Origin of the sequence: Nocardia sp. NPDC059180 (assembly GCF_042754945.1) — a bacterium.
GTDB lineage: Bacteria > Actinomycetota > Actinomycetes > Mycobacteriales > Mycobacteriaceae > Nocardia.
Genome location: NZ_JBHZBU010000010.1, coordinates 37,354 through 58,947, shown reverse-complemented (window position 1 = coordinate 58,947; position 21,594 = coordinate 37,354). Strand labels below are relative to the sequence as shown.

Sequence of the window (21,594 nt, the reverse complement as noted above, 5' to 3'; positions counted from 1 at the left end):
CGAGCGGCGGCCGGACGGATTCCCCACCTGGGACGAGGGGGCTCGCGGGTCGACCTAGGCGGCTCGATCGAGCAGCCCGTGAACCTGGGTGCGCAGAGCCGCAACAGATTCGGGTCCACCGATCAGGGTGGTGGTGGTCGCGTCGGGCGCGCGAAGGATACCGAGTAGCAGGTGGCCGGACTCGATCGTTTTATCCTTACGCGCCAGCGCCTCTCGCAGTGACAGCTCCAGCGTCTTCTTCGCGTCACGGGAGAAGCGGATATGCCCGAAGTTCATGCCGCCGCGACCGAAGCGGCCGCGCGGTTGCGGCGGCTCTGCCCGATCGAGTGCGTCTTCGCCGAAAGTCGCTTCCAGGCTGTCGCGCACGGCGTCGAGGTCGATACCGATGGAGCGCAACGCCTCGGCGTCGCGGTCGCCGAGCGGTTCGTTCTTTCCGTCCTCGGCCAGCAAGGCGATCACGGCATCGTGAGTGAGTCCGGCAGAAGCCAGCATGTCCTTCATCGCGGGCTCGGCCTGAGACAGCACACCCAGCAGCACGTGCTCGACGCGAATCTCCGGCGCCCGCAGCTCGCGAGCTTCTTCCTGCGCGACGACCACCGCCATTTTGGCGTTCTTGGTGAACCTCTCGAACATCAGCGACCCCTGCCTCTCCGGTTGTACTTCTGATGCACCGCTTGTTTGCTGACCTCGAGCGCGTCCGCGATCGCCTGCCACGACCAGCCCTGATCCCTGGCATTGGTCACCTGGATCGCTTCGAGCCGTTCGAGCAGCCGCCGCAGCGCCAGCACGGCCCGCAACCCGACTTCCGGGTCCGGACTGCCGGCCGCCGCCGCCAGCGTTGTTGCCTCTGTCATGTCGTCAATATTGATTGACGGTGTCGGCGTTGTCAACAAAAATTGACGCACCGGCCAAAGGAAACGCCCCGGCCGACTCTCCGGCTTCCCACGATCACGCGGGTTCGACGGTGCCGAGAGTCCGGAATCCGGGGCGCTGCCGATCCGCGAGACCGGCCGGCGATCAGCCTTCTGCCGCTTCGCTCAACTCCTCCCGCAGGCGGTACTTCAGCACCTTGCCCGACGCATTGCGCGGCAGTGCGTCGACGAACTCCAGCCGCAACGGCACCTTGTATCCCGCCAGGTCACCGCGCGCGAACTCGCGCAGCTCGTCCAGCGTCAGCGAAGTGCCGGGCTGCACGGCGACGACCGCCGTCACGGCCTCACCCCACTTCTCGTGCGGCAGTCCGAGCACGGCCACTTCGGCGACCGCCGGATGCCGATAGAGCACGTTCTCCACCTCGGCCGGGTACACGTTCTCGCCGCCGGTGATCACCATGTCCTTGACCCGGTCGACCACGTAGACGAAGCCGTCCTGGTCGGCCTCGCCGATATCGCCGGTGTGGAACCAGCCCTCGGCATCGATGACCGCGTCGGTGGCGGCCTTGTTGTTCCAATAGCCCTTCATGACCTGCGGTCCGCGTACACAGATCTCGCCGCGTTCGCCGTCCGGGACCGGATTGTTGTCCAGGTCGACAAGGCGGACGTCCGACAGCGGCAGCACCTTGTGTCCGGCGGCGCCGATCCGGGTCGCGACATCGTCGGTGGACAGCACCAACGCCAGCGGCGCCGTTTCGGTGAGCCCGTACCCCTGCGCGAAAGGCACCCCGCGCTCGCCGTAGCGCGTGATGAGCGCTTCCGGCACCGGCGCGCCGCCACAGATGAAGGTGCGCACACTGGACAGATCCGTGCTCGCGAACTGCGGGACCTGCGCCATGAACAGGTACATCGCGGGCACACCGAACATCGTGGTGACCTTGTGTTCGGCAATGAGTTCGAGTGCACGACCCGGATCGAACACCGGCATCAGCACCAGGTGGGCGCCCTTCTGGAGGCAGACCAGGGTGGTCACATTCAGCCCGCCGATATGGAACAGCGGCGCACAGACCAGGGTGACGTCGTCGTGCAGGGTGTCGAAGGACAGCAACGCGTTGACGTTGTTCCAGAACAGATTTCCGTGCGTGAGCATCGCACCCTTGGGGCGACCGGTGGTCCCCGAGGTGTACATGATCACCGCGATCTCATCGACGTCCGGATGCTTCGGTTCGGCGATCGGGTCGCGCGCGATCAGCACATCGTCGAGCACCTCCCAACCGGGCCGGGCTGTCAGTGAAATCGCTCGCCGCACCCCGGATTCGGCGAGTACCGGATCGACCACGTCGGCGCGCTCGGCATCGGCGATCAGGGTGTGCACTCCCGCGTCGGCCAGGATGTAGCCGAGCTCGGCGGCTGCAAGCCGAAAGTTGAGCGGGACGAAAACCGCACCGGCGCGCGATGCGGCGAACAGCGTGACCAGGAAATCCGGATGGTTCAGCCCCAGGTAGCCGACGCGGTCGCCGGGTTCCACCCCACCCGCGGCCAACTCCGCGGCCATCCGGTCGATGCGATCGAGCAACGCTCCGTAAGTCAGCGTCTGCCCTTCGAAGGTGATGGCCGGACGCTCCGGGCCGGATGCGGCCCTGCGCCCGATCCAGGAACCGAGGTCGGTCGGCGGGGTGATCATCGGCTTACCTCCAGCTCACCGTCACGAGCCGACCGGCCACTGTGACGGACATCGCAGTAGTTTCGCGCCAGCCTATTACGGACGGTGCCCGTCGTAAATAGGAAATGAGACCGGTGCCACAATGTGGCGGTGGTTGACACGCGACGAGCCGGGCGCCCGCGCGATCCGGAGCTGGAACATCGCGCCCAACAGGCCGCCCGCTCGGTCTATGCCGAACGCGGATGGAGCGGGTTCACGCTGGACGAAGTTGCCCGCCGCTCCGGAATCGGCAAAGGGTCGCTCTATCTACGGTGGCCGTCGAAGGAGGCGCTACTGGTGGATGCGGTGCGTGCACGGATCCGGTTCATCGCCGATATCGACACCGGCGACCTGCGGGCGGATCTGATCGAGTTCGCCACCAGCTGGCTGGCCCACGAAAGCACCGACGACGGGTCGCTCGCCCGCCAATTGTCGGCCGACGCGCACCGTGTGGCGAAACTGGGCGACACCCTCGCCGGCGATCCCTACCCCGAACATCTGCGTGCCACCCGTGCGATCATCCGGCGCGGCATCGAACGCGGCGAGCTCCCACCCCAGACATCGGTCGCCCTGGTCGCCGATCTGATCGCGGGAGCGGTGTCCAACCACGTCACCGCGACACCGCCGCACCTACGTGAACGAGCAAAAGCCGAATCCGCCGACTACATCGCCGCTTTGGTGGACACGATCATCGCCGGTGTTCGCGCGACGGTGCGTGCCGCCGATCAGCCGCGCCAGATACCCGTCGCGGCGAAATCGGCCAGCACACCGGCCGGTTCGTCGAGATCGAAGCCCTCTGCCGCGACCCAGGCGTCGTCGAAATAGGTGCCCGCGTATCGATCACCGCCGTCACAGAGCAGGGTGACCACGCTTCCGGTGCGCCCTTCGGACAGCATCTCGGCGATCAGCGCGAACGCACCCCACAGGTTCGTGCCGGTCGAGCCGCCGACGCGTCGGCCGAGTACCTGGCTCGCATGGCGCGCCGTCGCGATCGACGCGGCATCCGGCACCTCGATCATCCGGTCCACCACCTGCGCGATGAACGACGGTTCCACCCGCGGACGCCCGATGCCTTCGATCCGCGACGGCATCCCCGTCGTATATCCGGGGTCACCGGTTTCATAGCCGCCGAAGAACGCGGAGTTCTCCGGGTCGACGATCGCCAGTTTCGTAGCATGCCTGCGGTAGCGGATGTAGCGGCCGATGGTGGCGCCGGTGCCGCCGGTACCCGCACCGGTGACGATCCATTCCGGGACCGCGTGGTTCTCCAACTGCAACTGCTGGAAGATCGATTCGGCGATGTTGTTGTTGCCGCGCCAATCCGTCGCCCGCTCGGCGTGGGTGAACTGGTCCATGTAGTGGCCGCCGCATTCGGCGGCCAGCCGTGCCGCCTCGGTGTACATTTCCGGCGGTCGCTGCACGAAATGACAGCGGCCGCCCTGCGCCTCGATCAGCGCGATCTTCTGCGGCGAGGTACTGGCAGGCATCACCGCGACGAAATCCAGGCCGAGCAGTTTGGCGAAGTACGCCTCACTCACCGCGGTCGACCCGGACGAGGCCTCGACCACGGTGGTGTTCTCGGTGATCCAGCCATTACACAGGGCATACAGGAACAGCGAGCGCGCCAGCCTGTGCTTGAGGCTGCCGGTGATGTGGGTGGATTCATCCTTCAGATAGAGCTGGATGTCCCATTCGACGGGCAGCGGATACCGCAGCAGATGGGTGTCGGCACTGCGTTGAGTGTCGGCGTCGATCAGCCGGACGGCATTGTCGACCCAGGCACGCGGCGCGCTCCGGTCGACGTATTTCACGCCTTCGGCCCGCCCTCGTCGCCGGGTTCATCGCCGCGTAGGCGGGCCCGCAGCTGCGCCTTGTCCTGACGACGGCGCGCGTCGACCACGGCGATGTCCTCGTTGACTTTGGTGCGCAGACCCTTGAACAGGGTCAGCGACAGTGGCATCGCGATGATGAGCGCGAAAAGTGCCGCGACCACCAGCGGAATCTCCACCCCGATCAGATTCGCCACCAGCATGATCACCGCGGTGATGATGACGACCATGCCCAACCGGGCCACTGTGTACAGGGCCAGGTTGCGGGCCAGTCGCCCACCCGTCGAGCCACTGGTTTGCCGGGCAGATGCCCCTTCCGGTCGAGATGCGTCGCTCACGGTGTCCAGAGTAAGCGGCTGCCCGAACGGCGATCGACCCGGCGCTCCGAACGGCGAGTGCGCACAATATCCGTTTTGTCCATTACCTCCCCTTTACCAACAGTAGGTCATTCGAGTACCTGGGGGTCGCGGTGCGACTATGACGGCATCTTGATGAGGGATAGTTAGTGTCGAGAACGGAGAGTTTGCTATGACCGCGATCACCGTCGGCGGCCAGGACACCCTGCTGACGCCCGGCCAGGTTGCCGCACTGTTTCATGTCGATCCGAAGACCGTCACCCGGTGGGCGCACGCCGGGCGGCTCGGATCGTTGCGCACCCCGGGTGGGCACCGCCGGTTCCGTGAGTCCGAGGTCATGCAGCTGCTGAGGTCGCTTACCACCGAGGCCACGACCCGCTGATCGGCCTGCGCCAACACGTCACGCGCGGCCCGTCCAGGGCCGGCGTGACCGGGTATCGCACGTCTCGATGCACACCTGCCCGCACCGGGGCTACCCTCGGTAGCAGGAGGTGAGCGACGTGACGTACCTATTGGCACTCATTGCGGTCGTGGCGATCGCGGTGCTGTGCTGGAAGGCATTCGGCCCCGACCGAGGTGCGGGCATCTCCGCACCGATCCGGCGCGCCCCCAAGCGCGTGGTCGGCCCGGATGACGACCCCGAATTCCTCTGGCGCATCTCCCGCCCGCAACACCGGGACGGCGATCCCGGCCCCACCGAGCACTGAGCCGGGACCTCGCGTCCGCAGGCCCTCTCCGTGGTCTAGCTGCGGCCATCCGTCGCGTAGCCGGCCGGCGCGGGCCCGTCGCCACGCTCCCGGAGTTCGCCCGCGTCATCGAAGAGCGGCAGCCCCTCACTGACGCGTAGCCGATCGGCGATCATCGCCAGATACCGCTGCGACTCCTCCGACAGCCCGGTCGCCGCGCGCACCAATCGCAGCAGTGCGCTCCCGCCGACATCCTCGACGTTCGATAACCCGACCCGGCCCCCCAAGAAGTTCCCAGCATCCACGCGTAACCCTCCTCGAGCTTTCGCACGCACCGGCACAGCGCGCTACCTCGAAGGACACCGACGTCACGGTTATCGGCACGCCAGTTGATCAGTGATACATGTCACTCGACGTCGCGGATAACTCTGATGCGAGCGGCACCACCGAGATCGCCTGCACGCAGATGCGCCCCAGGGCCTGCGCGACCCCTATCGCGAGGTGCGCAGGCCTGCGGGGCGCAGTCGGCGATCAGCCTGGCGACACCGTGATTCGGCCGCCGGGTTCCACCCCGGATTGCCGCGATTCGCTACCGGTGCCGAAGCAGTTTCTACCGCGATCCGATCGGCTTGCCGAAGAACGAGGCGAGGGTTTCGCCGACTACCGAACCCATGAAGTCCAGCTGGCCGGGAGTGCCGAGCAAGGAGGGAGCGTCGGTAGTGGTGCAGCCGGGTGCGGCGGGGACCCCGTTGAGGCGGTCACGCATCCACAGCAGGGCCGAGGGGCCGCCGGTGACTTCAGCGATGATGTGTTCGCTGGAGTGGTCACGGGTGTACTGGACCTGCGCGTTCGGGTCCTTGCAGTAGGTGTCGACCAGTTGGTTGGTCGAGTGCAGCGGGAGGATCTCGTCCCAGGCGGAATGCCAGATGAACATGGGCATTTCGGGGACGGACCGGCCCATGCGGGTGGCGTCGAGCATTGCCGCAACGGCGGGGTCGCGCATCGGGTCGCCCTGGGTGCGCATCATGCCCTTCATGTTCAGGAAGGGGAACAGGCTGGACTGATACTGCACGCACAGTGGCGCTTTGAGCGTCATCAGAGTCTTGCCGAGCGGGTCGAGATTGCGATCGAGGAAGGCGGCGAACTCGGGGTACTCACGAGACAAGCCCATTACCGCGGCGAAGACGAGACCCGAGGTGGCCTGGTTGTTCGACATCTCCAGCGCCGCACCGAGATCGGCACCGACGCCGCCCATCGCGGTCGCGGCGATGTTCAGTTCGGGCGCGTAAGACTTGTGTAGTTCGGCGGCGTGCCCGGTGGCGATGGAACCACCGGAGTAGCCGTACATCCCGACGGGCGACTCCGCTCCCACCTCGAGCGGCGCGAACGAGGTCGCCGCCCGGATACCGTCGAGGGTGATGCGCCCGGCCAACGGACCGGCCGCGTACGCCGAGTTCGGGCCCTGATGATCGGGGATCACGACCGCCCACCCCTGTTGCAGCGCGGCCTGCGCGAAGACGAACTCCGCGGGCGCCACGATCTGCCCGACGAACGGCGCCACCGAAAGATGCTGCAGCGCATAGGAGGGCGTGCAGTAGCCGGCGGTGGAATCCTCGGCGATCTGTACCGACAGCAGCTTGCGCGGCGTCGGCGCGACACCGCGCGGCTTGATCAGGGTGGCGACGGCGGGGATTGCCTCGTCGCGGCTGTTGTTGGACCGGTAGGAGACCTGCCAGGCATCGACATTGAGCGGGATGAGACCGAAATTGGCGACGTTCACCTGACGGATCGCGATGATCTCACCGGGCGCCTTGGCCCCGACGACCTCGGCGGGCGGGTGATAGAAGCCGGGATCCAGCTCCGGCGGCAACGGCAGCACCCGCGCCGGCTCGATCACCGCGGGCTCGGGCTCGGCCCATGCGGGCGTACCGACCACCGCGATCACCGCGACGGCACTGAGCGACAACGTGCAGATCCGGCGGACCCACCCCGGTTCGGTCTTCATCGACCCACATCCTTATTGCCTTTTGAGACGCCGACGTCTCAACTTCGCGCCCACTATGGCACGGATGTGTCCCACATCGCAATCACCCGGCGGCGATACCCGGCAGCACCAGGGCGAGCAGCAGCGTCGAGAGCACCTCGAGCAGGTCGTCGACCGGAGGGCGCGGCTGTTGCTGGCTCCACCGATGCACCGCACCGTTGACGGCCCCGATGAACGCCGCCATCGCCATGCCCCAGCCCCCCGGCGGGGTCCGCACGCCGGGCACCGCCGCGGCCGTCGCCGCGACCACCTCGCCCCATTCATCACGCATCTGCGCGCGATGGCGTTCGACGGAGTCACTGACCCCGACGATCTCCACGAACGCGACCTGCACGCAGCGCAGATCGTCGGTAATGGCATGGACGTAGGCGCGCATCGCCGCCCCGATCAGCACCCGGGGATCGAGACTCCCCGCGCTCTCCAGCCCCTCCCGGAACGCCGCCCGCGCCCGCTGCTGCACATGGTCGTACACATCGACCAGCAGCTCTTCCCGCCCGGAGTACTGCTCGTAGAACTGTCGCCGCGACAGCCCCGCCGCCGCGCACACATCCGAGATCGAACTCGCGGCGTAGGTCTTGTCCGCGAAGACCGTCAGCCCCGCCTCGAGGAATAGCGCGCGCCGCTCCGTCCGCCGCTCCGCCACCGATCGCCCGGCATAGTTGTGCCTGGTCCGCGCCGTACTCATCGCCAGCGCCCGGCCTCAGTTCAGGCCGGCGTAGGAGTGCAGGCCGGACACGACCATATTGATGATGAACAGGTTGAACAACATCGCCACGAAACCGGCGACGTTGATCCAGGCGGCCTTGGTGTCACGCCATCCGGAGGTGGCGCGGGCGTGCAGGTAGGCGGCGTAGAGGACCCAGGCGATGAACGAGCAGGTCTCCTTCGGGTCCCAGCCCCAGAACCGGCCCCAGGCGGCTTCGGCCCAAATGGCGCCGAGGATGACGCCGGCGCCGAACAGCGGGAAGCCGATGATGGTGGTCTTGTAGGCGATCCGGTCCAGGGTGCGCGCGTCGGGCAGGCGACGGGCGATGGCGCCGAAGACATTGTCCGATTCCCCGTCCTGCGGCTGACGGAGCCGGAACAGGAACAGCAGACTCGCCACACCGGACACCATGAACACACCGCTACCGACGCTGACGATCGTCACGTGGATCGGCAACCAGAACGATTTGAGCGCGGGCACCACGGGCGCGGCGTCGGCGTAGAGCACGGTGCCGGCCAGGAACATCAGGATCAGCAGCGGGACCAGCAGGAACACCCACATCGCCCGGTACTTCTGGTCGCGTAGGAACACCAGCCCGACCACCGCGGTCGCCGCGGTCGCCATGGTGACGAACTCATACATGTTGCCCAGCGGGAACCGATGAGTCGCGAAGCCGCGCAGCACGATCGAGAACACATGCAGCCCGACCGCGACGTAGAGCACCGAGAAGGCCATATTGCCCAGCCGCTCCGACAGCGGCGGCCGCGGCGCCTCGACGATTTTGCCGGGGACGGCCGGATCGATCGTGACGGTGTCGCCGCCGCCGGCGTGCACCAGTTCGCGCTCGACCACCTTGCGGGTGCGCACCGACGCGTACTGCACGATCAGCAGCACGAGCACCAGCGCGTACACGAAGATCGCGGACATGTACGCGAAGTCGCTGTAGCGCGCGATGGTCTCGTCGATCTGCATCATCAATCTCCCGTGGTCTTCACATTCGGTGACGGCGTCGGCGCGTCGGGCGCGGCCTCGTCGAGTAGACGTGCGCGCAATCGATCGAACTCCCCGCCCCACCCGGCCTGATCAGACCTGGCGAGTCCACCCATCTCTACTACGACGCGTCGTTGGTCAACGGTACCCGCTTCATCGGTGGCCGGGTACACGCGCAGCCAGATCCGCCGTCGCGACACCAGCAGCGATACCAGCAGTCCGGCCATCATGGTCACCGCGCTCACCAGCACCCACTGCTGCGCCGGATCGTGCGAGACCTGCAGGTTGACGAATTCTTCCGCGCCGTCGAAGGTCACAACGGTCCCGTTGGACAGCGTGGAGGACTCGCCAGGACGCAGGTTCACCCTGGCTTCCTTGGTGAGCCGTTCCTGGCGGATCAGCTCCTGATCGAGGGCGAACAGCGACTGCGGGCGGCCGGTGTCCAGTCCGGTGTCGCCGCGGTAGATGTCGACGGCAACAGCCGGGTCGGTCATTTCCGGGAAGGACGAGCTGAGCAGGGTGCCGTGCAGATTCGCGGTCGGCGCGAAGAGGCCTTCGATCGCGATCTGGTTGTTGCGGCGCTCTTCCTCGGTCGGGTAGAGCCCGCCGGGCGGGTCGATGCGCAGCACACCGCTGGACAGGAAGGTGGTGGCGTCGTCGGGGCGCCACTGGATGGTTTCGGTGCGAGTCTCACCGTTCGGGAACTTCACCGTGAACGTCGGCGCGTAGCCGTGTCCCTGCAGGTAGATGCGGTCGCCCGCGACGCGCAGCGGGTGGTTCACCCGGACCTCGGTATCGCGCCAGGTGCCCGTCGCCAAGTCATCGCCCGCTTGGTAGGCGATGTTGGAGCGGAACATCTCGGCCTGGCCGTTCTCCAGATAATCGGCGTGGAAGTCTTTGACCCGCACGCAGATCGGCGTCATCCCGGTGCCGTCGTTGGCCGATCCGGTCCGGAAGGAGTCGAACGCCGCGGGCGAGGTGCTGCAGAAACCGGGGCCGTTGTTCGCGATCACGATGACGCTGCCCTCGTAGCCGAACAGCTTGCCCACCGCGATCGACATCAGCAGCCCGACCAACGCCAGATGGAAGACCAGATTGCCGAACTCGCGCGTGTATCCCTTTTCCGCCGACAGCGTGACTTCGCCGTCGCGATCACCCGGCCGTACCTCGGTCCGCCAACGCCGCAACTGCCCGCGCGCAGTGGCGATCACCTCCTCCGGGGTGCCGGTGACGGCGCCGGAATAGTGGTGCGGCAACCGCTTCAGGTTGCGCGGCACCCGCACCGGCGGGGTACGCAGCGCGCGGTAGTGGTCGACGGTGCGCGGCAGGATGCAACCGACCAGCGAAATGAACAGCAGCACGTAGATCGCGGTGAACCACGAACTGGCGAACACGTCGAACAGCTGGAAGCGGTCCATCCACGGGCCGAGCGTCGGCCGGTCCGCGATGTACTGGTTGACCTTCTGCTCGTTGAGTTCGCGCTGCGGCAGCAACGCGCCGGGAATGGCGGCCAACGCGAGCAGGAACAGCAGCACCAGCGCGGTGCGCATGCTGGTGAGCCCACGCCAGGCATTGCGCACGAAAGCCAACGCCCGACCTGGTAGCGATTGGCGCGGCGGACGCGCCGGAGCCTCGGGACGGTCGATCACGGTCATATCGGCAGCGTCACCTCGGAGACGAACGCGTCACGCACCCAGGCCACGAACTGATCCCAGGCGCCGGTGACCAACGCGATGCCGACTGCGACCAGCAGCAGGCCGCCGATCACCTGGATGGTCCTGGAGTTGCGCCGCAGCCAGCCGACGCCACGCAGCGCACTGGCCGATCCGAATGCCAGGATCACGAACGGCAGCCCGAGCCCGAGGCAGTAGGCCACGATCAGCGCGACCCCACGGACCGCCGTGGCGCCCTCGGTGCCCGCGGCCACGGCCATCACGCCCGACAGTGTCGGACCGAGGCACGGCGTCCAGCCCAGCGCGAACACGCCGCCGAGCAGCGGGGCGCCCGCGATGCTCGTCAGCCTGCGCGGCTCCATCCTGGTGTCGCGCTGCAACGCCGGGACCAGCCCGATGAATACCAGACCCATCAGGATGGTGACGACGCCGCCGAGCCGCATCAGCAACTCCCGGTTGACGTTCAACGTCTGGATCACACCGAACACGGTCGCCGTCGCCAGGACGAACACCACGGTGAACCCCGCGACGAACAACCCGGCCGCACCGGCGACCCGCATCCGAGCAGCCCGGAGGGGGCTGCGTTCCACCACAGCGACAGCAGTTCCGGACGCGGTCTTTCCCTGCGCCTCGGCCACCGTGGCGGGTGGCGCTTCCGCGCCGACCAGCCCGGCCAGATACGACAGATAGCCCGGTACCAGCGGCACCACGCACGGCGAGGCGAACGAGACGAGTCCGGCGAGCAGGCAGGCGCCGAGTGCCAGCAGCAGCGGCCCTGTGGCCGCCGTCTGCTGGAACGATTCACCCACCCCGGCCAGTACCGTCACGCCTGCTCCGGCTCGGCCGGCGCGTCGGCGTCACTGTCGTCCTCGGTGCGGGGGGTGACCGGGACGGCGGGGGCCGTGCGATATTCGAGCACCCAGTGCCCGAGGGAGGAGCGAACCATCACCTCCGCGCGAACACCGCGGGGCGGACGGGTCGACGGGTAGCGGCGGCGGACCGCCGTCCGGCTGCGGACCGGTTTCATCGTCTCTCCTGTGTGGCTTCCCGGAGTGAGTTCATCGACCCTCCGGCGCTTGGTTGACGGTCCCCCCGGCAGGTTCCTCGCGAGCGACGCTCTCGACGACAGGTTGCAGATCTTCGGCCAGCAGCGCACGCAGGAAGACCGCGGCGACCCGGTGCTGACGATCGAGGACCAGCGTCGTCGGGATGACGCTGGTCGGGAAGTTGCCGCCCAGAGCGAGCAGCGTGCGCATGGATGGATCGTAGATCGACGGGTATCCGACCTTGTTGTCGACGACGAAATCCTGCGCCTTGTCGCGCTGGGCATCACGAACATTGATGCCGAGGAAGGCGACGCCGGAGTCCTTGGTCTGCTCGTAGACCTGCTCCAGCGCGGGCGCCTCGGCCCGGCAGGGCCCGCACCACTGGCCCCACAGATTGATCACCACGACCTTGCCCGCGAAGTCCGACAGCGCGATATCGGAGCCCTCGTTCATCAGATCGGGGCCCGACAGCTCACCGAGAGTGCCGCGTGAGCTGGGCGGATCGTAGAAGATTACGGTCTTACCGCCCGGTGAAACGAATTCGAAGGTGCCGCCGGATGCCACCGCGTCGTCCCCGGTCGCGCAGCCGGCGAGAGCCGCGGCGACCAGACACACGCAGGCCAGCAGGACCGGCAGCAGCCGGGCCCGCCGTGGCGACACCTTCCTCGTCATGCCCCGTGCACCGTGGGATCCGAGCCACCGGCGGGCTCGGAGTAGACGATGTCGACGAGGGTGTCGCCCTGATAGACCAGCGAGGTCAGCGAGGCGAGCGAGCACTGACGCTGACGCGGGTCGTGCCACAGCCGCTGCCCCTGCAGGAACCGGCGCAGCGTCCACACCGGCAGCTGATGGGAGACAAGCACCGCTTCGCGGCCGGTGGCCTCGGCGCGGGCCTTGTTCACCGCGGCCAGCATGCGATGGGCGATCTGCAGGTACGGCTCGCCCCAGGACGGGGTGAACGGATCGCGCAGCTTCCACCAGTGCCGTGGCTTGCGCAGCGCGCCATCACCGACGGATACCCGCAGGCCTTCGAAGGTGTTACCGGCCTCGATCAGGTTCTCGTCGGTGCGCACGATCAGCCCGTGCTCGGCCGCGATCGGCTCGGCGGTCTCCTGGGCGCGCTGCAGCGGCGAGGCGATGACGGCGGCGATATCGTGATCGGCCAGCGCCCGCGCGACCGCACCGGCCTGGGACCGGCCCGACACCGACAGCCCGAATCCGGGCAGCCTGCCGTACAGAATGCCCTTCGGGTTGTGCACCTCACCGTGACGCAGCACATGCACGATCGTCTCGACGGCGGTCCCACCGTCGTGGATGCGCGGCTGGGAGGCCGCGACCGGAGACGACGGCTCCTGCGCCTGATCGGCAGCGCTCTCCGCGGCGGCGGTAGCGGCGGCGGCTTCGAAAGCGGCGGTCTCGGCGGCAGCCTCGGCGACCATGGCTTCGGCCACCGCGGTCTCGGCGGCAGTGGTCTGCGCGATGGCCTCGGCGGCGGCGGCCGGATCGGATTCCGCGGCGGCCATGGCGGCGGCGGTTTCGGCGGCGGCCTTCGCGACGACAGCGTCGGCGGCCGCGGTCTCGGCGACCGCTTTGGCCGCGGCGGCCTTGGCGGTGGCGGCGTCGACGGCCGATGCCGCGTCAGCGGTGTTCTCGGTGGGTTCGCGCTCGGAATCGGGCTGGCTCACGCGCGGGTTCCTTCGGGTGTGGCGGCCGCGGCCGCGTGTGCGGCGGCGGGCAGGGCGGCGGCGATACGGGCGAATGCGTCCTCGTCGAGCGCCGCGGAAACGAACCACGCTTCGAACGCGCTCGGCGGCGCGTAGACCCCGCCCTCGAGCAGGGCGTGGAAGAAGGCGGGATAACGCCAGGTCTGGCTCGCCTTGGCGGTGGCGTAGTCGATGACCGGGGAATCGGCGAAGAACACGCTCACCATATTGCCTGCGAACTGAACCTGGTGCTCGACCCCTGCCTCTGCCAGCGCCTCGGCGAACAGGATGCCGAGCCGTTCGGAGTTGCGGTCCAGCGTCGCGTACACCTCGTCGTCGGCCGCGCGCAGTGTGGCCAGGCCCGCTGCCACCGCGACCGGATTCCCGGAGAGGGTGCCGGCCTGATAGACCGGGCCGAGCGGGGCGAGATGGTTCATGATCTCGGCGCGGCCGCCGAAGGCCGCCGCGGGCAGGCCGCCGCTCATCACCTTGCCGAAGGTGTACAGATCGCCCGCGACGCCGTCGAGCCCGAACCAGCCTGCCGGGCTGACCCGGAAACCGGTCATCACCTCGTCCATGATCAGCAACGCGCCGTGCTCGATGGTCAGCTTGCGCAGTCCCTGGTTGAATCCGGGCAGCGGCGCGACCGCGCCCATATTGCCGGCGGCCGCCTCGGTGATCACGCAGGCGATCTCGCCGGGGTTCGCGGCGAACGCGGCGGTGACGGCTTCGAGGTCGTTGTAGGGCAGCACGATGGTGTCGGCGGCCTGCGCTCCGGTCACGCCGGGCGAGGTGGGCAGGCCGAGGGTGGCCACACCGGAGCCCGCGTCGGCCAGCAGCGCGTCGACATGCCCGTGATAGCAACCGGCGAACTTGATGATCTTGGTGCGGCCGGTGTAGCCGCGGGCGAGCCGGACCGCGCTCATGGTCGCCTCGGTGCCGGAGTTCACCAGCCGGACCCGGTCGACGGGCGCGACCCGCCCCACGATGTGCTCGGCGAGTTCGATCTCGGCCTCGGTCGGCGCGCCGAAGGACAGCCCGCTGGTGGCGGCTTTCTGCACCGCCTCGACGACGGCAGGATGGGCGTGCCCGAGGATCATCGGACCCCAGGAGCACACCAGGTCGACGTAATTGTTGCCGTCCGCGTCGGTCAATGTGCAGCCGTTGGCTGCGGCGATGAAACGCGGTGTGCCCCCGACCGAATTGAAGGCCCGCACCGGCGAGTTGACACCGCCGGGAATGACCGCAGTGGCTCGTTCGAAGAGCTGAGCGGAAACCGGCACCGTTGCCCTGGTCACGCGCGGAGAAGAACTCACGCGATCCAGTCTGGCAGCCGCATCCGATCCAGTCGACGACAGGGTGTAGTGGAGTGACCCACACCGCAGCGCAACACGCCATGGCGCCTCCGCGCGAAATGATTCATCCCACGATGTCGGCTGCGTAGGGTGACGGGGCATATCGCGCCACTTCCACTCACTTCGGCCGGAAGGCTCGCCATGCGGATTCGCTACATCAGCGCAGTTCTGTTCCCGATAGTCGCGGCCATGGCCGTGTTCGGCGCCGGATCGGCGTCGGCGGCCGATCCGATCATGGACCCCGAACAGTCGCGGGCAGGCGTGCATCTGAACAACGCGGAAACCGCCGCCTTGGCGGGTGGGCCGATCCCGGCGCTGGTCACCATGGTCGTGCCCGCCAACCGGATCGGTGCGGGCTTGGAGAACGACACCAAGATCTACCGGGACGACAACGGCGCCGTCTACGCGACGCTGCGCCAGATCGTGTCGGAGGCGGCGAGCAGGCCGGACGGAACGGTCACGATCCTCATCAATGCGCCTGGCACCCGCAACGGGCGGATTTTGGACGTCTACCAGCATTGGAACTGATCGCGGCCCGGCATCCGGATCGCGATCAGCGCACCATGGTGCCGGTCAGGTGTACATGCACGGCACGGAGGCCGAGATGGTGTGCAGCATGCACATGATCTGGTTGTAGGCGCCTGCCGAACCGGTCTCGGGCGCGAACACCGCGGCCGGTGGTGCGGGTTCCAGCGGCAGACCGGGTGCGGCGCCCGCGGGTGCGGCGGCGAAACCGATGGCTGCGACAGCCGCGGCGGCCGCACAGGTTCTCATTACCAGCCGATTCATAGGATTATCCTTCGCTGCGTCGTCCCCCGGCCCAGACCGTAGCCGAATCGGGTTCTGCCGCAAAAACATTCCGGTCGGAATGGTTTGCCCACAGACCGCGCACGATCTTGGTGACGAAGTCGATCACCGCAAGCCCCGCAACCGCGATCAGCACTGCGGCCAACACCAGCCACGGACCGGCGTACCGGGTGGCGGTGAAGCCGGGCACCTCCCCCATCGGGGCGAATTCGGTCGTCTGCACGCCTTGACGCCAGCTGAGCACGGCCGCGATGACACAGACCACCGCGAGCACGCCGTCGACGATCATCAGCACGGTTCGTCGGTTCATCGGTCCGCTCCGTTCTCGCCGGGACGCTGCTGCGGTGGTGGATCGGCGGCCTCCCGGGGCCCTCCGTGGTTACGCGCGCCGCCTCCTGCGTGCCCGTCGCTCGGCCGCGGTGTCCGCTTGTCCAGTGCGGCCGTCAACGCGGCCCGCAGGCCACGGTGATCGCGAGCCCACGTCTGCACTACGTCGCCGTCGGTGCGCCGCAGGCCGATGCCGGTGCGGCGGCGCGGGATACCCGATAGTTCACCGAGCGCACGCGCGGAGTCCCAGGGTTCATCGTCCCAGTTCTGCTCGTCGGATTCGCCGAGGACCGCATCGATGGCGTCCAGCGACAGCGTCTCGGTGCCGTTTCGCAGGGCATCGGTGGTCAGTTCGACGCTGATGTGCCTGCGCGCGGCGACCACCTGCAACGCGACGAAGGCGGCGATCAGCGCACCGCAGAACAGGAGAGCGAACCAGTGCGGGGTACTGCCGGTTGCGAGCTCGAGAATGAGGATGAGCAGGCACAATGCGGGCCCGTAGGCGACGGCACGCCAACGTCCGCCCGGTTCGGCGAACAGGATGGTCGCGGATTCACTCGTGACGGCACCGCTCATGACAGCAGCGGGCGGGGTGAGATCAGCCGAGGAGGCTGGGGATCAGCAGGACGGCGACGGTGACCAGACCGAACAGGATCAGCAGGCTCAAGACGACGAGATCTCGCCGAATGCTCTGCGGCTGTTGGATCACCACTCGCATTACTGCCTCCGATCTTCCGGAGCAGTCTGCGCGACGTCCGTATTCGAACGTCCGGGCGACAACTTCCGGTTCCCACTCCTTCTGTGACAACCCTCACGATACATGCCGTCGTACGCCGCACAAACTCGGCCTCGGCGCCGGAACCGTTCACCGCCGGTTCATCTGGAAGTACTTGGTCGAGTCCGGACGGTGACTCAAATAGAGCGCGCCCGCGGCGAGCACGCCCTGCACGATGGCCGCGCCACCGGCCACCAGCGAGGCGGCACCGCTCACCGCGTCCAGCGCGAACAGCGATCCGATGGCCATGATCACCAGCCAGACGCCCGCGAAGGTCAGCACCACCCGCGCCCAGCTCTTGCCGCGCGCGAGCTGATGCACGACGAGCAGGCCGATCCCGGCGATCACCAGCCCGAACACGACCACGAGCACGAACGCGATCGTGACCATCAACTCGGCGGTCGCCGCGCTGAACTGCGGGTCGGTCGCGCGCGCTTGTTCGAGCATGTCCTCGGTGAAGGTGGACCGCTGCCCGACAGCGGTGATCACCGAGGCGATCAACTGCACGAGCCCGACCGCGATGGCACCCCACCACAACTGGCGTGCCGTGCCCACATCCTCCGGCATGACGGGCGCCGGGTCGGAGTCCGGCGGTTTGGACATATTCACGTACGGCATATTCACGACAGCCAGTGCGCCGCCTCGGCCGCCCAGTAGGTGAGCACGATGTCCGCGCCCGCCCGGCGAATACCGGTCAGCGATTCGATGATGGCGCCCCGACGGTCGATCCAGCCACGTTCAGCGGCGGCGGTGATCATCGCGTACTCGCCGGAGATCTGATAGGCGGCGACCGGCACGGTGGAGCGGTCCGCGACATCGCGCAGGATGTCGAGGTAGGACATGGCCGGCTTCACCATCACCATGTCGGCGCCCTCGGCCAGGTCGAGCTCCACTTCGCGAATCGACTCGCGGCGGTTGGCCGGGTCCTGCTGGTAGGTACGCCGGTCACCGTGCAGCGACGACCCGACGGCCTCGCGGAACGGGCCGTAGAAGGCGGAGGAGTACTTCGCGGCGTAGGCCAGGATCCCGGTGTCGAGGTGGCCTGCGGCGTCGAGGCCGAGCCGGATCGCACCGACCTGGCCGTCCATCATGCCGCTGGTACCGAGCAGATCGGCGCCGGATTCGGCCTGCGCGATGGCCATATCGACATAGCGGTGCAGGGTGGCGTCGTTGTCGACCGAGCCGTCTGCGGCGAGTACGCCGCAGTGCCCGTGATCGGTGAACTCGTCCAGGCAGGTGTCGGCCATGATCACCGTCGACGAGCCGACCTCCTCGGCCAATGCGCGCAGGCCACGGTTGAGGATGCCGTCCGGATCGCTGGCCTGGGTTCCGGCGGCGTCCTTGTCCTCCGGACGCGGCACACCGAACAACATCAGGCCACCGACGCCCGCGGCGACCGCATCCACGGCGGCCTTGCGCAGCGAGTCCATCGAATGCTGTTGCACACCCGGCATCGATCCGATCTCGCGCGGCTCATCGATGCCGTCGGCCACGAACATCGGCAGCACCAGATGCCGCGGCTGCAGCGACGTCTCCGCCACCAGCCGCCGGATCGCAGGGGTACGCCGCAACCGTCGCGGACGTTCCATTCCCGTCATAACCCGCACGATACGCCTGCTCGCCGCGTCCCCTTCGGCCGCGTCCGGCGCCGTTCTCGGCTGGGCAGGCTGCACGAATCCGCCGGTCACAGCACCGAAAACTGTTGCGCACAGCCGAATTTGTCGGTGCCCCCGAGTAGAATCGAAGACATGTTCGAAGGGGCCGCGTGCCCCGGATCACTACGGGAGGGATGTCAGTGGCTACGAAGACCGCTCATATCGATCACGTCCATGTCGCATCGACACGCAGGCCGTTGCCGGCAGGCAGGCCACGTTCCTGGTACATCCTGCACAACCGGCGCCGCAAGGCGATGCGCCTTGCCATCGCGCTGTTGGATTCAGGCGTGTACGCACCCGGCTACGCCACCGATCGCAAGATCCGGACAGCCGCGGAGGCCGCCGGTGTACGGCAGCCATCGGAAGCCACCTGCGAGCTGGTTCGTACGTTGCTACGCCAGCATCGTTGACGCGCCACGAGCCCCCGTCGCATCGGCCGTGCGGGCTCGGTCACCGGCCACCCGCTCCGGTGATCACCTCGCGGCGTTGTCGCGAAGCCGTTCAATCGGCAGGCTTTCGGCCGAATCGGGTTGCCGGAGCATTGATCCGGCAACCCGATCAGCGGCTTTGAGCAGCCGCAGTCGCGCACGTAGGTTCCGGGTTTCTCCACACCGGGAATCGGTCGTCGGCCCGGGTCGAGTGTGTGGACTTGAATGTGCGCTATCGAATTGCGCTTCCCGGTCGGAGTTTTCGGCGTACAACACCTGTCGGCGTCCGCGCACGCTGACTACGATCGGACTCCGTCCATGAGCGCGGGGACCACCACCGCTCGCCCACACACGAATTCGGACCAACGATGCCATCCGCAGATGCCCTGCACGCCATGCTGCTCGGATTCGCCGGCCGGTTCCCGGACCGGCACCTGACCGACCTTCGCTACAGCCTCGGCCTCGGCGATCAGCGGGAGGTCGCCTTCGCCGTCGAGGCGATCGCGCGCCGCCGCAAAGTCGCGCTACGTCCGTCCGAGATCGCGCTACTTGCGGAGATCCTCGGGATGCGTTTCAAACGCTGGGACGCGAGGAACGAGCCTGCACCCGCGCCGACGGATCGCGTGCCGTTCGAATTCACCCCGCTGCCACCGGAAGCGGTCGAGCGCTCCGGCGCACCGATGCCGCGAGCGCTCGACCTGACCGGCGTCACCGGGGCCGCCGGCGTGGACCATCCGGCTGACGCGACCGACGCTGCCGTAGTCGAGGCGGCCAGAGAGCATGCCGAGGCGATCGGTGTCTGGCGGTCCTGGCGTCATCCGGCCGAGCAGCCGGATCGGGAGACGGGGCCGCAGCACCACCGTCGGATCTATCTGGTCGAGGTCGGCAATGGCGCTCGACCATGGGTCGTCGCAGCCGAACTGGCCTCGGCCCTACATGCGACAGGCGAAGCGGACGGACAGGTCGAGGTGTACACCACCGGCGACGCACTCCCGCGCTACCAGCTCACCGCCCGCGCCCGATCGTGTCTGCTCTGGGCCGCCGACGACACCGCACCGCGTGTGCCCGCGCCGTTCACCGAGCATCCGGTCCGCTTCCCCGCGAACCATCCGCGCCTCACCGAGGGCAGGGCCGCGGTGCGTTATCTGCGCACAGCGCCGGTGGTGTGCCGGGCGTCGGGCGGAGTGGCGGACACCGTGGAGCCGGAATCCACTGCGGCGGTATCGATGACGATCCGCACCGACGGCCGCTGGGTATGGCCCGAAGCCGTCGCGCACTATCTCGACGAGTACGGCTTGGCGCCGGATCCCGCGCTCACCGAGCACCTGCGCACTGCGGGACCGCCCCCGGCATTCGTGGATGGCGTCGCCCTGTTCCGGGCCGAGATCATCGGGCGGGAACTGCCGGGGCCCCGGAGCATGATCGGCGTCGATCACGCTCCACCGCAACGTCATCGATATGCGCCGGTGCCCGCTGCCGCGTTGCGGGTGGCGTGGTCGCGGCTACCGGGCAGGCTCGATCTCACCGATCGCCGCGGGTTCGATGATCTCGACGACCTGTTGTTCGACCGCGCCGATCAGGCGGTGCTGGCCGCGGTGCGCGATATCGGTGCGACCGTTGGCCTCTGGCGCGCGTGGCGGTATCCCGCGTATGAGCCCGCGCGGCGCGGCCACCGGCACTACCTGGTGGAAGTGAGTTCGATGAACGCCTTCCATCGTGATGGCGGCGCGCGCTGGATCGAACGGACCACGGCGTCGGCCACCCGGTTCGGCGGACAGGAGGCCACGGTCGAGGTGCATGCCACCGGGGCCCCACGCTCTGTTGCCCAATCGCTGATCCACGACAACGGCGCGCTGTTGTGGGCACGCAACCGACCGGAGTCGAGAACCGTCACCCGGGTCCGCGCGTTCGTGACACCGACCGATCTGCAAGACGGCGTGCTGCGATTCCGCGCGGAGGTCGCGGCGCAGGATCGCCGGACCCCCGCCGCCGCCTACTGGTCCGAGCTGCGTCGCAACCGTGACGCTGTCAGCGATATCGAGCCGCACCAGGAACCCGAATCCACCGGCCCGGACGTATCCGCCCGAACAGCCCGCCGCCCACGTGGCGAGATCGTGCGCGGCATCGGAAAACTGGTCCTGCGTTCGCTTTTCGCACTCCCCCTGGCCATCCTCGGCTGGGTGCTGCTGGCAGACCACCCGACCGCCGCACGCTGGTTCCTCGTCGCGGCGTGCGCTTGGTTCATCGGATCACTGGTGCTCGGTCTCGTCCTGCTGGAACTGGGCTCACACCTGCAACGGCGCCCGCACGAGGCCGCCGCCCGGCTACGCAGGCGCGCCACCGCCGAGCGCACACAGCGCCTGGAGAAATGGCAGCGCGCGGCAACAGGTTCGGTGATCGAACTGCCCGGCTCCTTGGCCGACCTGTACACCGAGCTACAACAAGCCAACCGCACCCTCGCCATCCATACCCGTCCGCATCACGTCACCCGAACGGCAATGGGTGTCGCAGATGCCGGAACACCGAGCTATCCCGTCGTCGACCATCTCCCGGCGTCCGACGGAGACGGGGGTGGTTGACCCCCGAACACCAGCAGCGCGATCGATGATCGCGCTGCTGGGTCGAGCAGTGGTATGGCCT

At 67.9% G+C, this 21,594-nt stretch carries 26 protein-coding genes; 6 read left to right on the top strand and 20 right to left on the bottom strand.

Annotated elements, in window-relative coordinates; all coding sequences use genetic code 11:
- Window positions 1-54: 54 nt before the first annotated feature.
- The 3 genes from ACFXNW_RS26165 to ACFXNW_RS26155 form a co-directional block, all read right to left on the bottom strand.
- Window positions 55-633, bottom strand: a complete 579-nt coding sequence (locus ACFXNW_RS26165; RefSeq protein WP_379420440.1) for a Clp protease N-terminal domain-containing protein — start codon at window positions 631-633, stop codon at window positions 55-57.
- Window positions 633-854, bottom strand: coding sequence for a helix-turn-helix domain-containing protein (locus tag ACFXNW_RS26160; RefSeq protein WP_163827917.1), 222 nt, complete (start codon window positions 852-854; stop codon window positions 633-635). Before ACFXNW_RS26160 ends, ACFXNW_RS26165 begins: the two co-directional genes overlap by 1 nt.
- 163 nt (window positions 855-1,017) lie before the next feature.
- The gene (locus ACFXNW_RS26155) at window positions 1,018-2,556 is read right to left on the bottom strand and encodes a long-chain fatty acid--CoA ligase (protein WP_379420439.1); all 1,539 of its coding nucleotides are present in this window, start codon (window positions 2,554-2,556) and stop codon (window positions 1,018-1,020) included.
- 129 nt (window positions 2,557-2,685) lie between these two features.
- Between ACFXNW_RS26155 and ACFXNW_RS26150 the strand changes: the two genes are divergently transcribed.
- A complete protein-coding gene (locus ACFXNW_RS26150; protein ID WP_379420438.1) occupies window positions 2,686-3,399 on the top strand; it encodes a TetR/AcrR family transcriptional regulator in 714 nt (237 codons plus the stop codon).
- On the opposite strand, the gene ACFXNW_RS26145 is transcribed toward ACFXNW_RS26150, so the two are convergent.
- Together ACFXNW_RS26145 and ACFXNW_RS26140 are read right to left on the bottom strand one after the other, a co-directional pair.
- Window positions 3,300-4,385: a PLP-dependent cysteine synthase family protein gene (locus ACFXNW_RS26145; RefSeq protein ID WP_379420437.1), complete on the bottom strand. Its 1,086-nt coding sequence runs from the start codon at window positions 4,383-4,385 to the stop codon at window positions 3,300-3,302. The genes ACFXNW_RS26150 and ACFXNW_RS26145 overlap by 100 nt on opposite strands.
- Window positions 4,382-4,741, bottom strand: coding sequence for a DUF4229 domain-containing protein (locus tag ACFXNW_RS26140; protein ID WP_379420436.1), 360 nt, complete (start codon window positions 4,739-4,741; stop codon window positions 4,382-4,384). The genes ACFXNW_RS26145 and ACFXNW_RS26140 overlap by 4 nt, the downstream gene beginning before the upstream one ends.
- 190 nt (window positions 4,742-4,931) lie before the next feature.
- On the opposite strand from ACFXNW_RS26140, the gene ACFXNW_RS26135 reads away from it, so the two are divergent.
- Together ACFXNW_RS26135 and ACFXNW_RS26130 are read left to right on the top strand one after the other, a co-directional pair.
- Window positions 4,932-5,141, top strand: a complete 210-nt coding sequence (locus ACFXNW_RS26135; protein ID WP_379420435.1) for a BldC family transcriptional regulator — start codon at window positions 4,932-4,934, stop codon at window positions 5,139-5,141.
- 118 nt (window positions 5,142-5,259) lie between these two features.
- The gene (locus ACFXNW_RS26130) at window positions 5,260-5,466 is read left to right on the top strand and encodes a hypothetical protein (RefSeq protein ID WP_379420434.1); all 207 of its coding nucleotides are present in this window, start codon (window positions 5,260-5,262) and stop codon (window positions 5,464-5,466) included.
- 35 nt (window positions 5,467-5,501) lie between these two features.
- Here ACFXNW_RS26130 and ACFXNW_RS26125 read toward each other — a convergent pair whose 3' ends face one another.
- The 10 genes from ACFXNW_RS26125 to hemL form a co-directional block, all read right to left on the bottom strand.
- A complete protein-coding gene (locus ACFXNW_RS26125) occupies window positions 5,502-5,750 on the bottom strand; it encodes a hypothetical protein (protein WP_379420433.1) in 249 nt (82 codons plus the stop codon).
- A 305-nt stretch (window positions 5,751-6,055) separates the two neighbouring features.
- A complete protein-coding gene (locus tag ACFXNW_RS26120; RefSeq protein WP_379420432.1) occupies window positions 6,056-7,450 on the bottom strand; it encodes a lipase family protein in 1,395 nt (464 codons plus the stop codon).
- 82 nt (window positions 7,451-7,532) lie between these two features.
- Complete coding sequence (locus ACFXNW_RS26115) at window positions 7,533-8,174, bottom strand: TetR/AcrR family transcriptional regulator (RefSeq protein ID WP_379420431.1); 642 nt, start codon at window positions 8,172-8,174, stop codon at window positions 7,533-7,535.
- A 15-nt stretch (window positions 8,175-8,189) separates the two neighbouring features.
- Window positions 8,190-9,167: a c-type cytochrome biogenesis protein CcsB gene (gene ccsB / locus ACFXNW_RS26110; RefSeq protein ID WP_379420609.1), complete on the bottom strand. Its 978-nt coding sequence runs from the start codon at window positions 9,165-9,167 to the stop codon at window positions 8,190-8,192.
- Between the two features lie 2 nt (window positions 9,168-9,169).
- Window positions 9,170-10,840 carry a cytochrome c biogenesis protein ResB gene (locus tag ACFXNW_RS26105; protein ID WP_379420430.1) on the bottom strand — a complete coding sequence of 557 codons (1,671 nt, stop codon included), beginning with the start codon at window positions 10,838-10,840 and terminating at the stop codon, window positions 9,170-9,172.
- Window positions 10,837-11,685: a cytochrome c biogenesis CcdA family protein gene (locus ACFXNW_RS26100; RefSeq protein WP_379420429.1), complete on the bottom strand. Its 849-nt coding sequence runs from the start codon at window positions 11,683-11,685 to the stop codon at window positions 10,837-10,839. Before ACFXNW_RS26100 ends, ACFXNW_RS26105 begins: the two co-directional genes overlap by 4 nt.
- A complete protein-coding gene (locus tag ACFXNW_RS26095; RefSeq protein ID WP_379420428.1) occupies window positions 11,682-11,885 on the bottom strand; it encodes a hypothetical protein in 204 nt (67 codons plus the stop codon). Before ACFXNW_RS26095 ends, ACFXNW_RS26100 begins: the two co-directional genes overlap by 4 nt.
- A gap of 31 nt (window positions 11,886-11,916) precedes the next feature.
- A complete protein-coding gene (locus ACFXNW_RS26090; RefSeq protein WP_379420427.1) occupies window positions 11,917-12,576 on the bottom strand; it encodes a TlpA disulfide reductase family protein in 660 nt (219 codons plus the stop codon).
- Window positions 12,573-13,220, bottom strand: coding sequence for a histidine phosphatase family protein (locus ACFXNW_RS26085; protein WP_379420608.1), 648 nt, complete (start codon window positions 13,218-13,220; stop codon window positions 12,573-12,575). The genes ACFXNW_RS26090 and ACFXNW_RS26085 overlap by 4 nt, the downstream gene beginning before the upstream one ends.
- 365 nt (window positions 13,221-13,585) lie before the next feature.
- Window positions 13,586-14,923 (bottom strand): glutamate-1-semialdehyde 2,1-aminomutase, encoded by a 1,338-nt coding sequence (gene hemL, locus ACFXNW_RS26080; protein ID WP_379420426.1) that lies wholly within the window; start codon window positions 14,921-14,923, stop codon window positions 13,586-13,588.
- A 228-nt stretch (window positions 14,924-15,151) separates the two neighbouring features.
- Between hemL and ACFXNW_RS26075 the strand changes: the two genes are divergently transcribed.
- Window positions 15,152-15,490: a hypothetical protein gene (locus ACFXNW_RS26075; RefSeq protein WP_379420425.1), complete on the top strand. Its 339-nt coding sequence runs from the start codon at window positions 15,152-15,154 to the stop codon at window positions 15,488-15,490.
- Between the two features lie 45 nt (window positions 15,491-15,535).
- On the opposite strand, the gene ACFXNW_RS26070 is transcribed toward ACFXNW_RS26075, so the two are convergent.
- The 5 genes from ACFXNW_RS26070 to hemB form a co-directional block, all read right to left on the bottom strand.
- Window positions 15,536-15,751, bottom strand: a complete 216-nt coding sequence (locus ACFXNW_RS26070) for a hypothetical protein (protein ID WP_379420424.1) — start codon at window positions 15,749-15,751, stop codon at window positions 15,536-15,538.
- Window positions 15,752-15,755: 4 nt separating this feature from the next.
- Window positions 15,756-16,079 (bottom strand): hypothetical protein, encoded by a 324-nt coding sequence (locus tag ACFXNW_RS26065; protein WP_379420423.1) that lies wholly within the window; start codon window positions 16,077-16,079, stop codon window positions 15,756-15,758.
- Complete coding sequence (locus ACFXNW_RS26060) at window positions 16,076-16,672, bottom strand: hypothetical protein (RefSeq protein WP_379420422.1); 597 nt, start codon at window positions 16,670-16,672, stop codon at window positions 16,076-16,078. Before ACFXNW_RS26060 ends, ACFXNW_RS26065 begins: the two co-directional genes overlap by 4 nt.
- Before the next feature lie 289 nt (window positions 16,673-16,961).
- Window positions 16,962-17,474: a hypothetical protein gene (locus ACFXNW_RS26055; RefSeq protein ID WP_379420607.1), complete on the bottom strand. Its 513-nt coding sequence runs from the start codon at window positions 17,472-17,474 to the stop codon at window positions 16,962-16,964.
- Window positions 17,475-17,491: 17 nt separating this feature from the next.
- Window positions 17,492-18,469 carry a porphobilinogen synthase gene (gene hemB / locus ACFXNW_RS26050; protein WP_379420421.1) on the bottom strand — a complete coding sequence of 326 codons (978 nt, stop codon included), beginning with the start codon at window positions 18,467-18,469 and terminating at the stop codon, window positions 17,492-17,494.
- A gap of 191 nt (window positions 18,470-18,660) precedes the next feature.
- Here hemB and ACFXNW_RS26045 point away from each other — a divergent pair, with 191 nt between their 5' ends.
- Together ACFXNW_RS26045 and ACFXNW_RS26040 are read left to right on the top strand one after the other, a co-directional pair.
- Window positions 18,661-18,936, top strand: a complete 276-nt coding sequence (locus tag ACFXNW_RS26045; protein ID WP_379420420.1) for a hypothetical protein — start codon at window positions 18,661-18,663, stop codon at window positions 18,934-18,936.
- Between the two features lie 386 nt (window positions 18,937-19,322).
- Window positions 19,323-21,533, top strand: coding sequence for a hypothetical protein (locus ACFXNW_RS26040; RefSeq protein ID WP_379420419.1), 2,211 nt, complete (start codon window positions 19,323-19,325; stop codon window positions 21,531-21,533).
- Window positions 21,534-21,594 lie beyond the last annotated feature (61 nt).

Coding starts and splice junctions, on each gene's coding strand:
- ACFXNW_RS26165 (WP_379420440.1), bottom strand. CDS start 633: ATGTTCGAGAGGTTCACCAAGAACGCCAAAATGGCGGTGGTCGTCGCG.
- ccsB (WP_379420609.1), bottom strand. CDS start 9,167: ATGCAGATCGACGAGACCATCGCGCGCTACAGCGACTTCGCGTACATG.
- ACFXNW_RS26040 (WP_379420419.1), top strand. CDS start 19,323: ATGCCATCCGCAGATGCCCTGCACGCCATGCTGCTCGGATTCGCCGGC.
- ACFXNW_RS26055 (WP_379420607.1), bottom strand. CDS start 17,474: ATGTCCAAACCGCCGGACTCCGACCCGGCGCCCGTCATGCCGGAGGAT.
- ACFXNW_RS26070 (WP_379420424.1), bottom strand. CDS start 15,751: ATGAATCGGCTGGTAATGAGAACCTGTGCGGCCGCCGCGGCTGTCGCA.
- ACFXNW_RS26090 (WP_379420427.1), bottom strand. CDS start 12,576: ATGACGAGGAAGGTGTCGCCACGGCGGGCCCGGCTGCTGCCGGTCCTG.
- ACFXNW_RS26160 (WP_163827917.1), bottom strand. CDS start 854: ATGACAGAGGCAACAACGCTGGCGGCGGCGGCCGGCAGTCCGGACCCG.
- ACFXNW_RS26115 (WP_379420431.1), bottom strand. CDS start 8,174: ATGAGTACGGCGCGGACCAGGCACAACTATGCCGGGCGATCGGTGGCG.
- ACFXNW_RS26155 (WP_379420439.1), bottom strand. CDS start 2,556: ATGATCACCCCGCCGACCGACCTCGGTTCCTGGATCGGGCGCAGGGCC.
- ACFXNW_RS26065 (WP_379420423.1), bottom strand. CDS start 16,079: ATGAACCGACGAACCGTGCTGATGATCGTCGACGGCGTGCTCGCGGTG.
- ACFXNW_RS26135 (WP_379420435.1), top strand. CDS start 4,932: ATGACCGCGATCACCGTCGGCGGCCAGGACACCCTGCTGACGCCCGGC.
- ACFXNW_RS26075 (WP_379420425.1), top strand. CDS start 15,152: ATGGCCGTGTTCGGCGCCGGATCGGCGTCGGCGGCCGATCCGATCATG.
- ACFXNW_RS26105 (WP_379420430.1), bottom strand. CDS start 10,840: ATGACCGTGATCGACCGTCCCGAGGCTCCGGCGCGTCCGCCGCGCCAA.
- ACFXNW_RS26120 (WP_379420432.1), bottom strand. CDS start 7,450: ATGAAGACCGAACCGGGGTGGGTCCGCCGGATCTGCACGTTGTCGCTC.
- ACFXNW_RS26045 (WP_379420420.1), top strand. CDS start 18,661: ATGTCAGTGGCTACGAAGACCGCTCATATCGATCACGTCCATGTCGCA.
- hemB (WP_379420421.1), bottom strand. CDS start 18,469: ATGACGGGAATGGAACGTCCGCGACGGTTGCGGCGTACCCCTGCGATC.
- ACFXNW_RS26060 (WP_379420422.1), bottom strand. CDS start 16,672: ATGAGCGGTGCCGTCACGAGTGAATCCGCGACCATCCTGTTCGCCGAA.
- ACFXNW_RS26095 (WP_379420428.1), bottom strand. CDS start 11,885: ATGAAACCGGTCCGCAGCCGGACGGCGGTCCGCCGCCGCTACCCGTCG.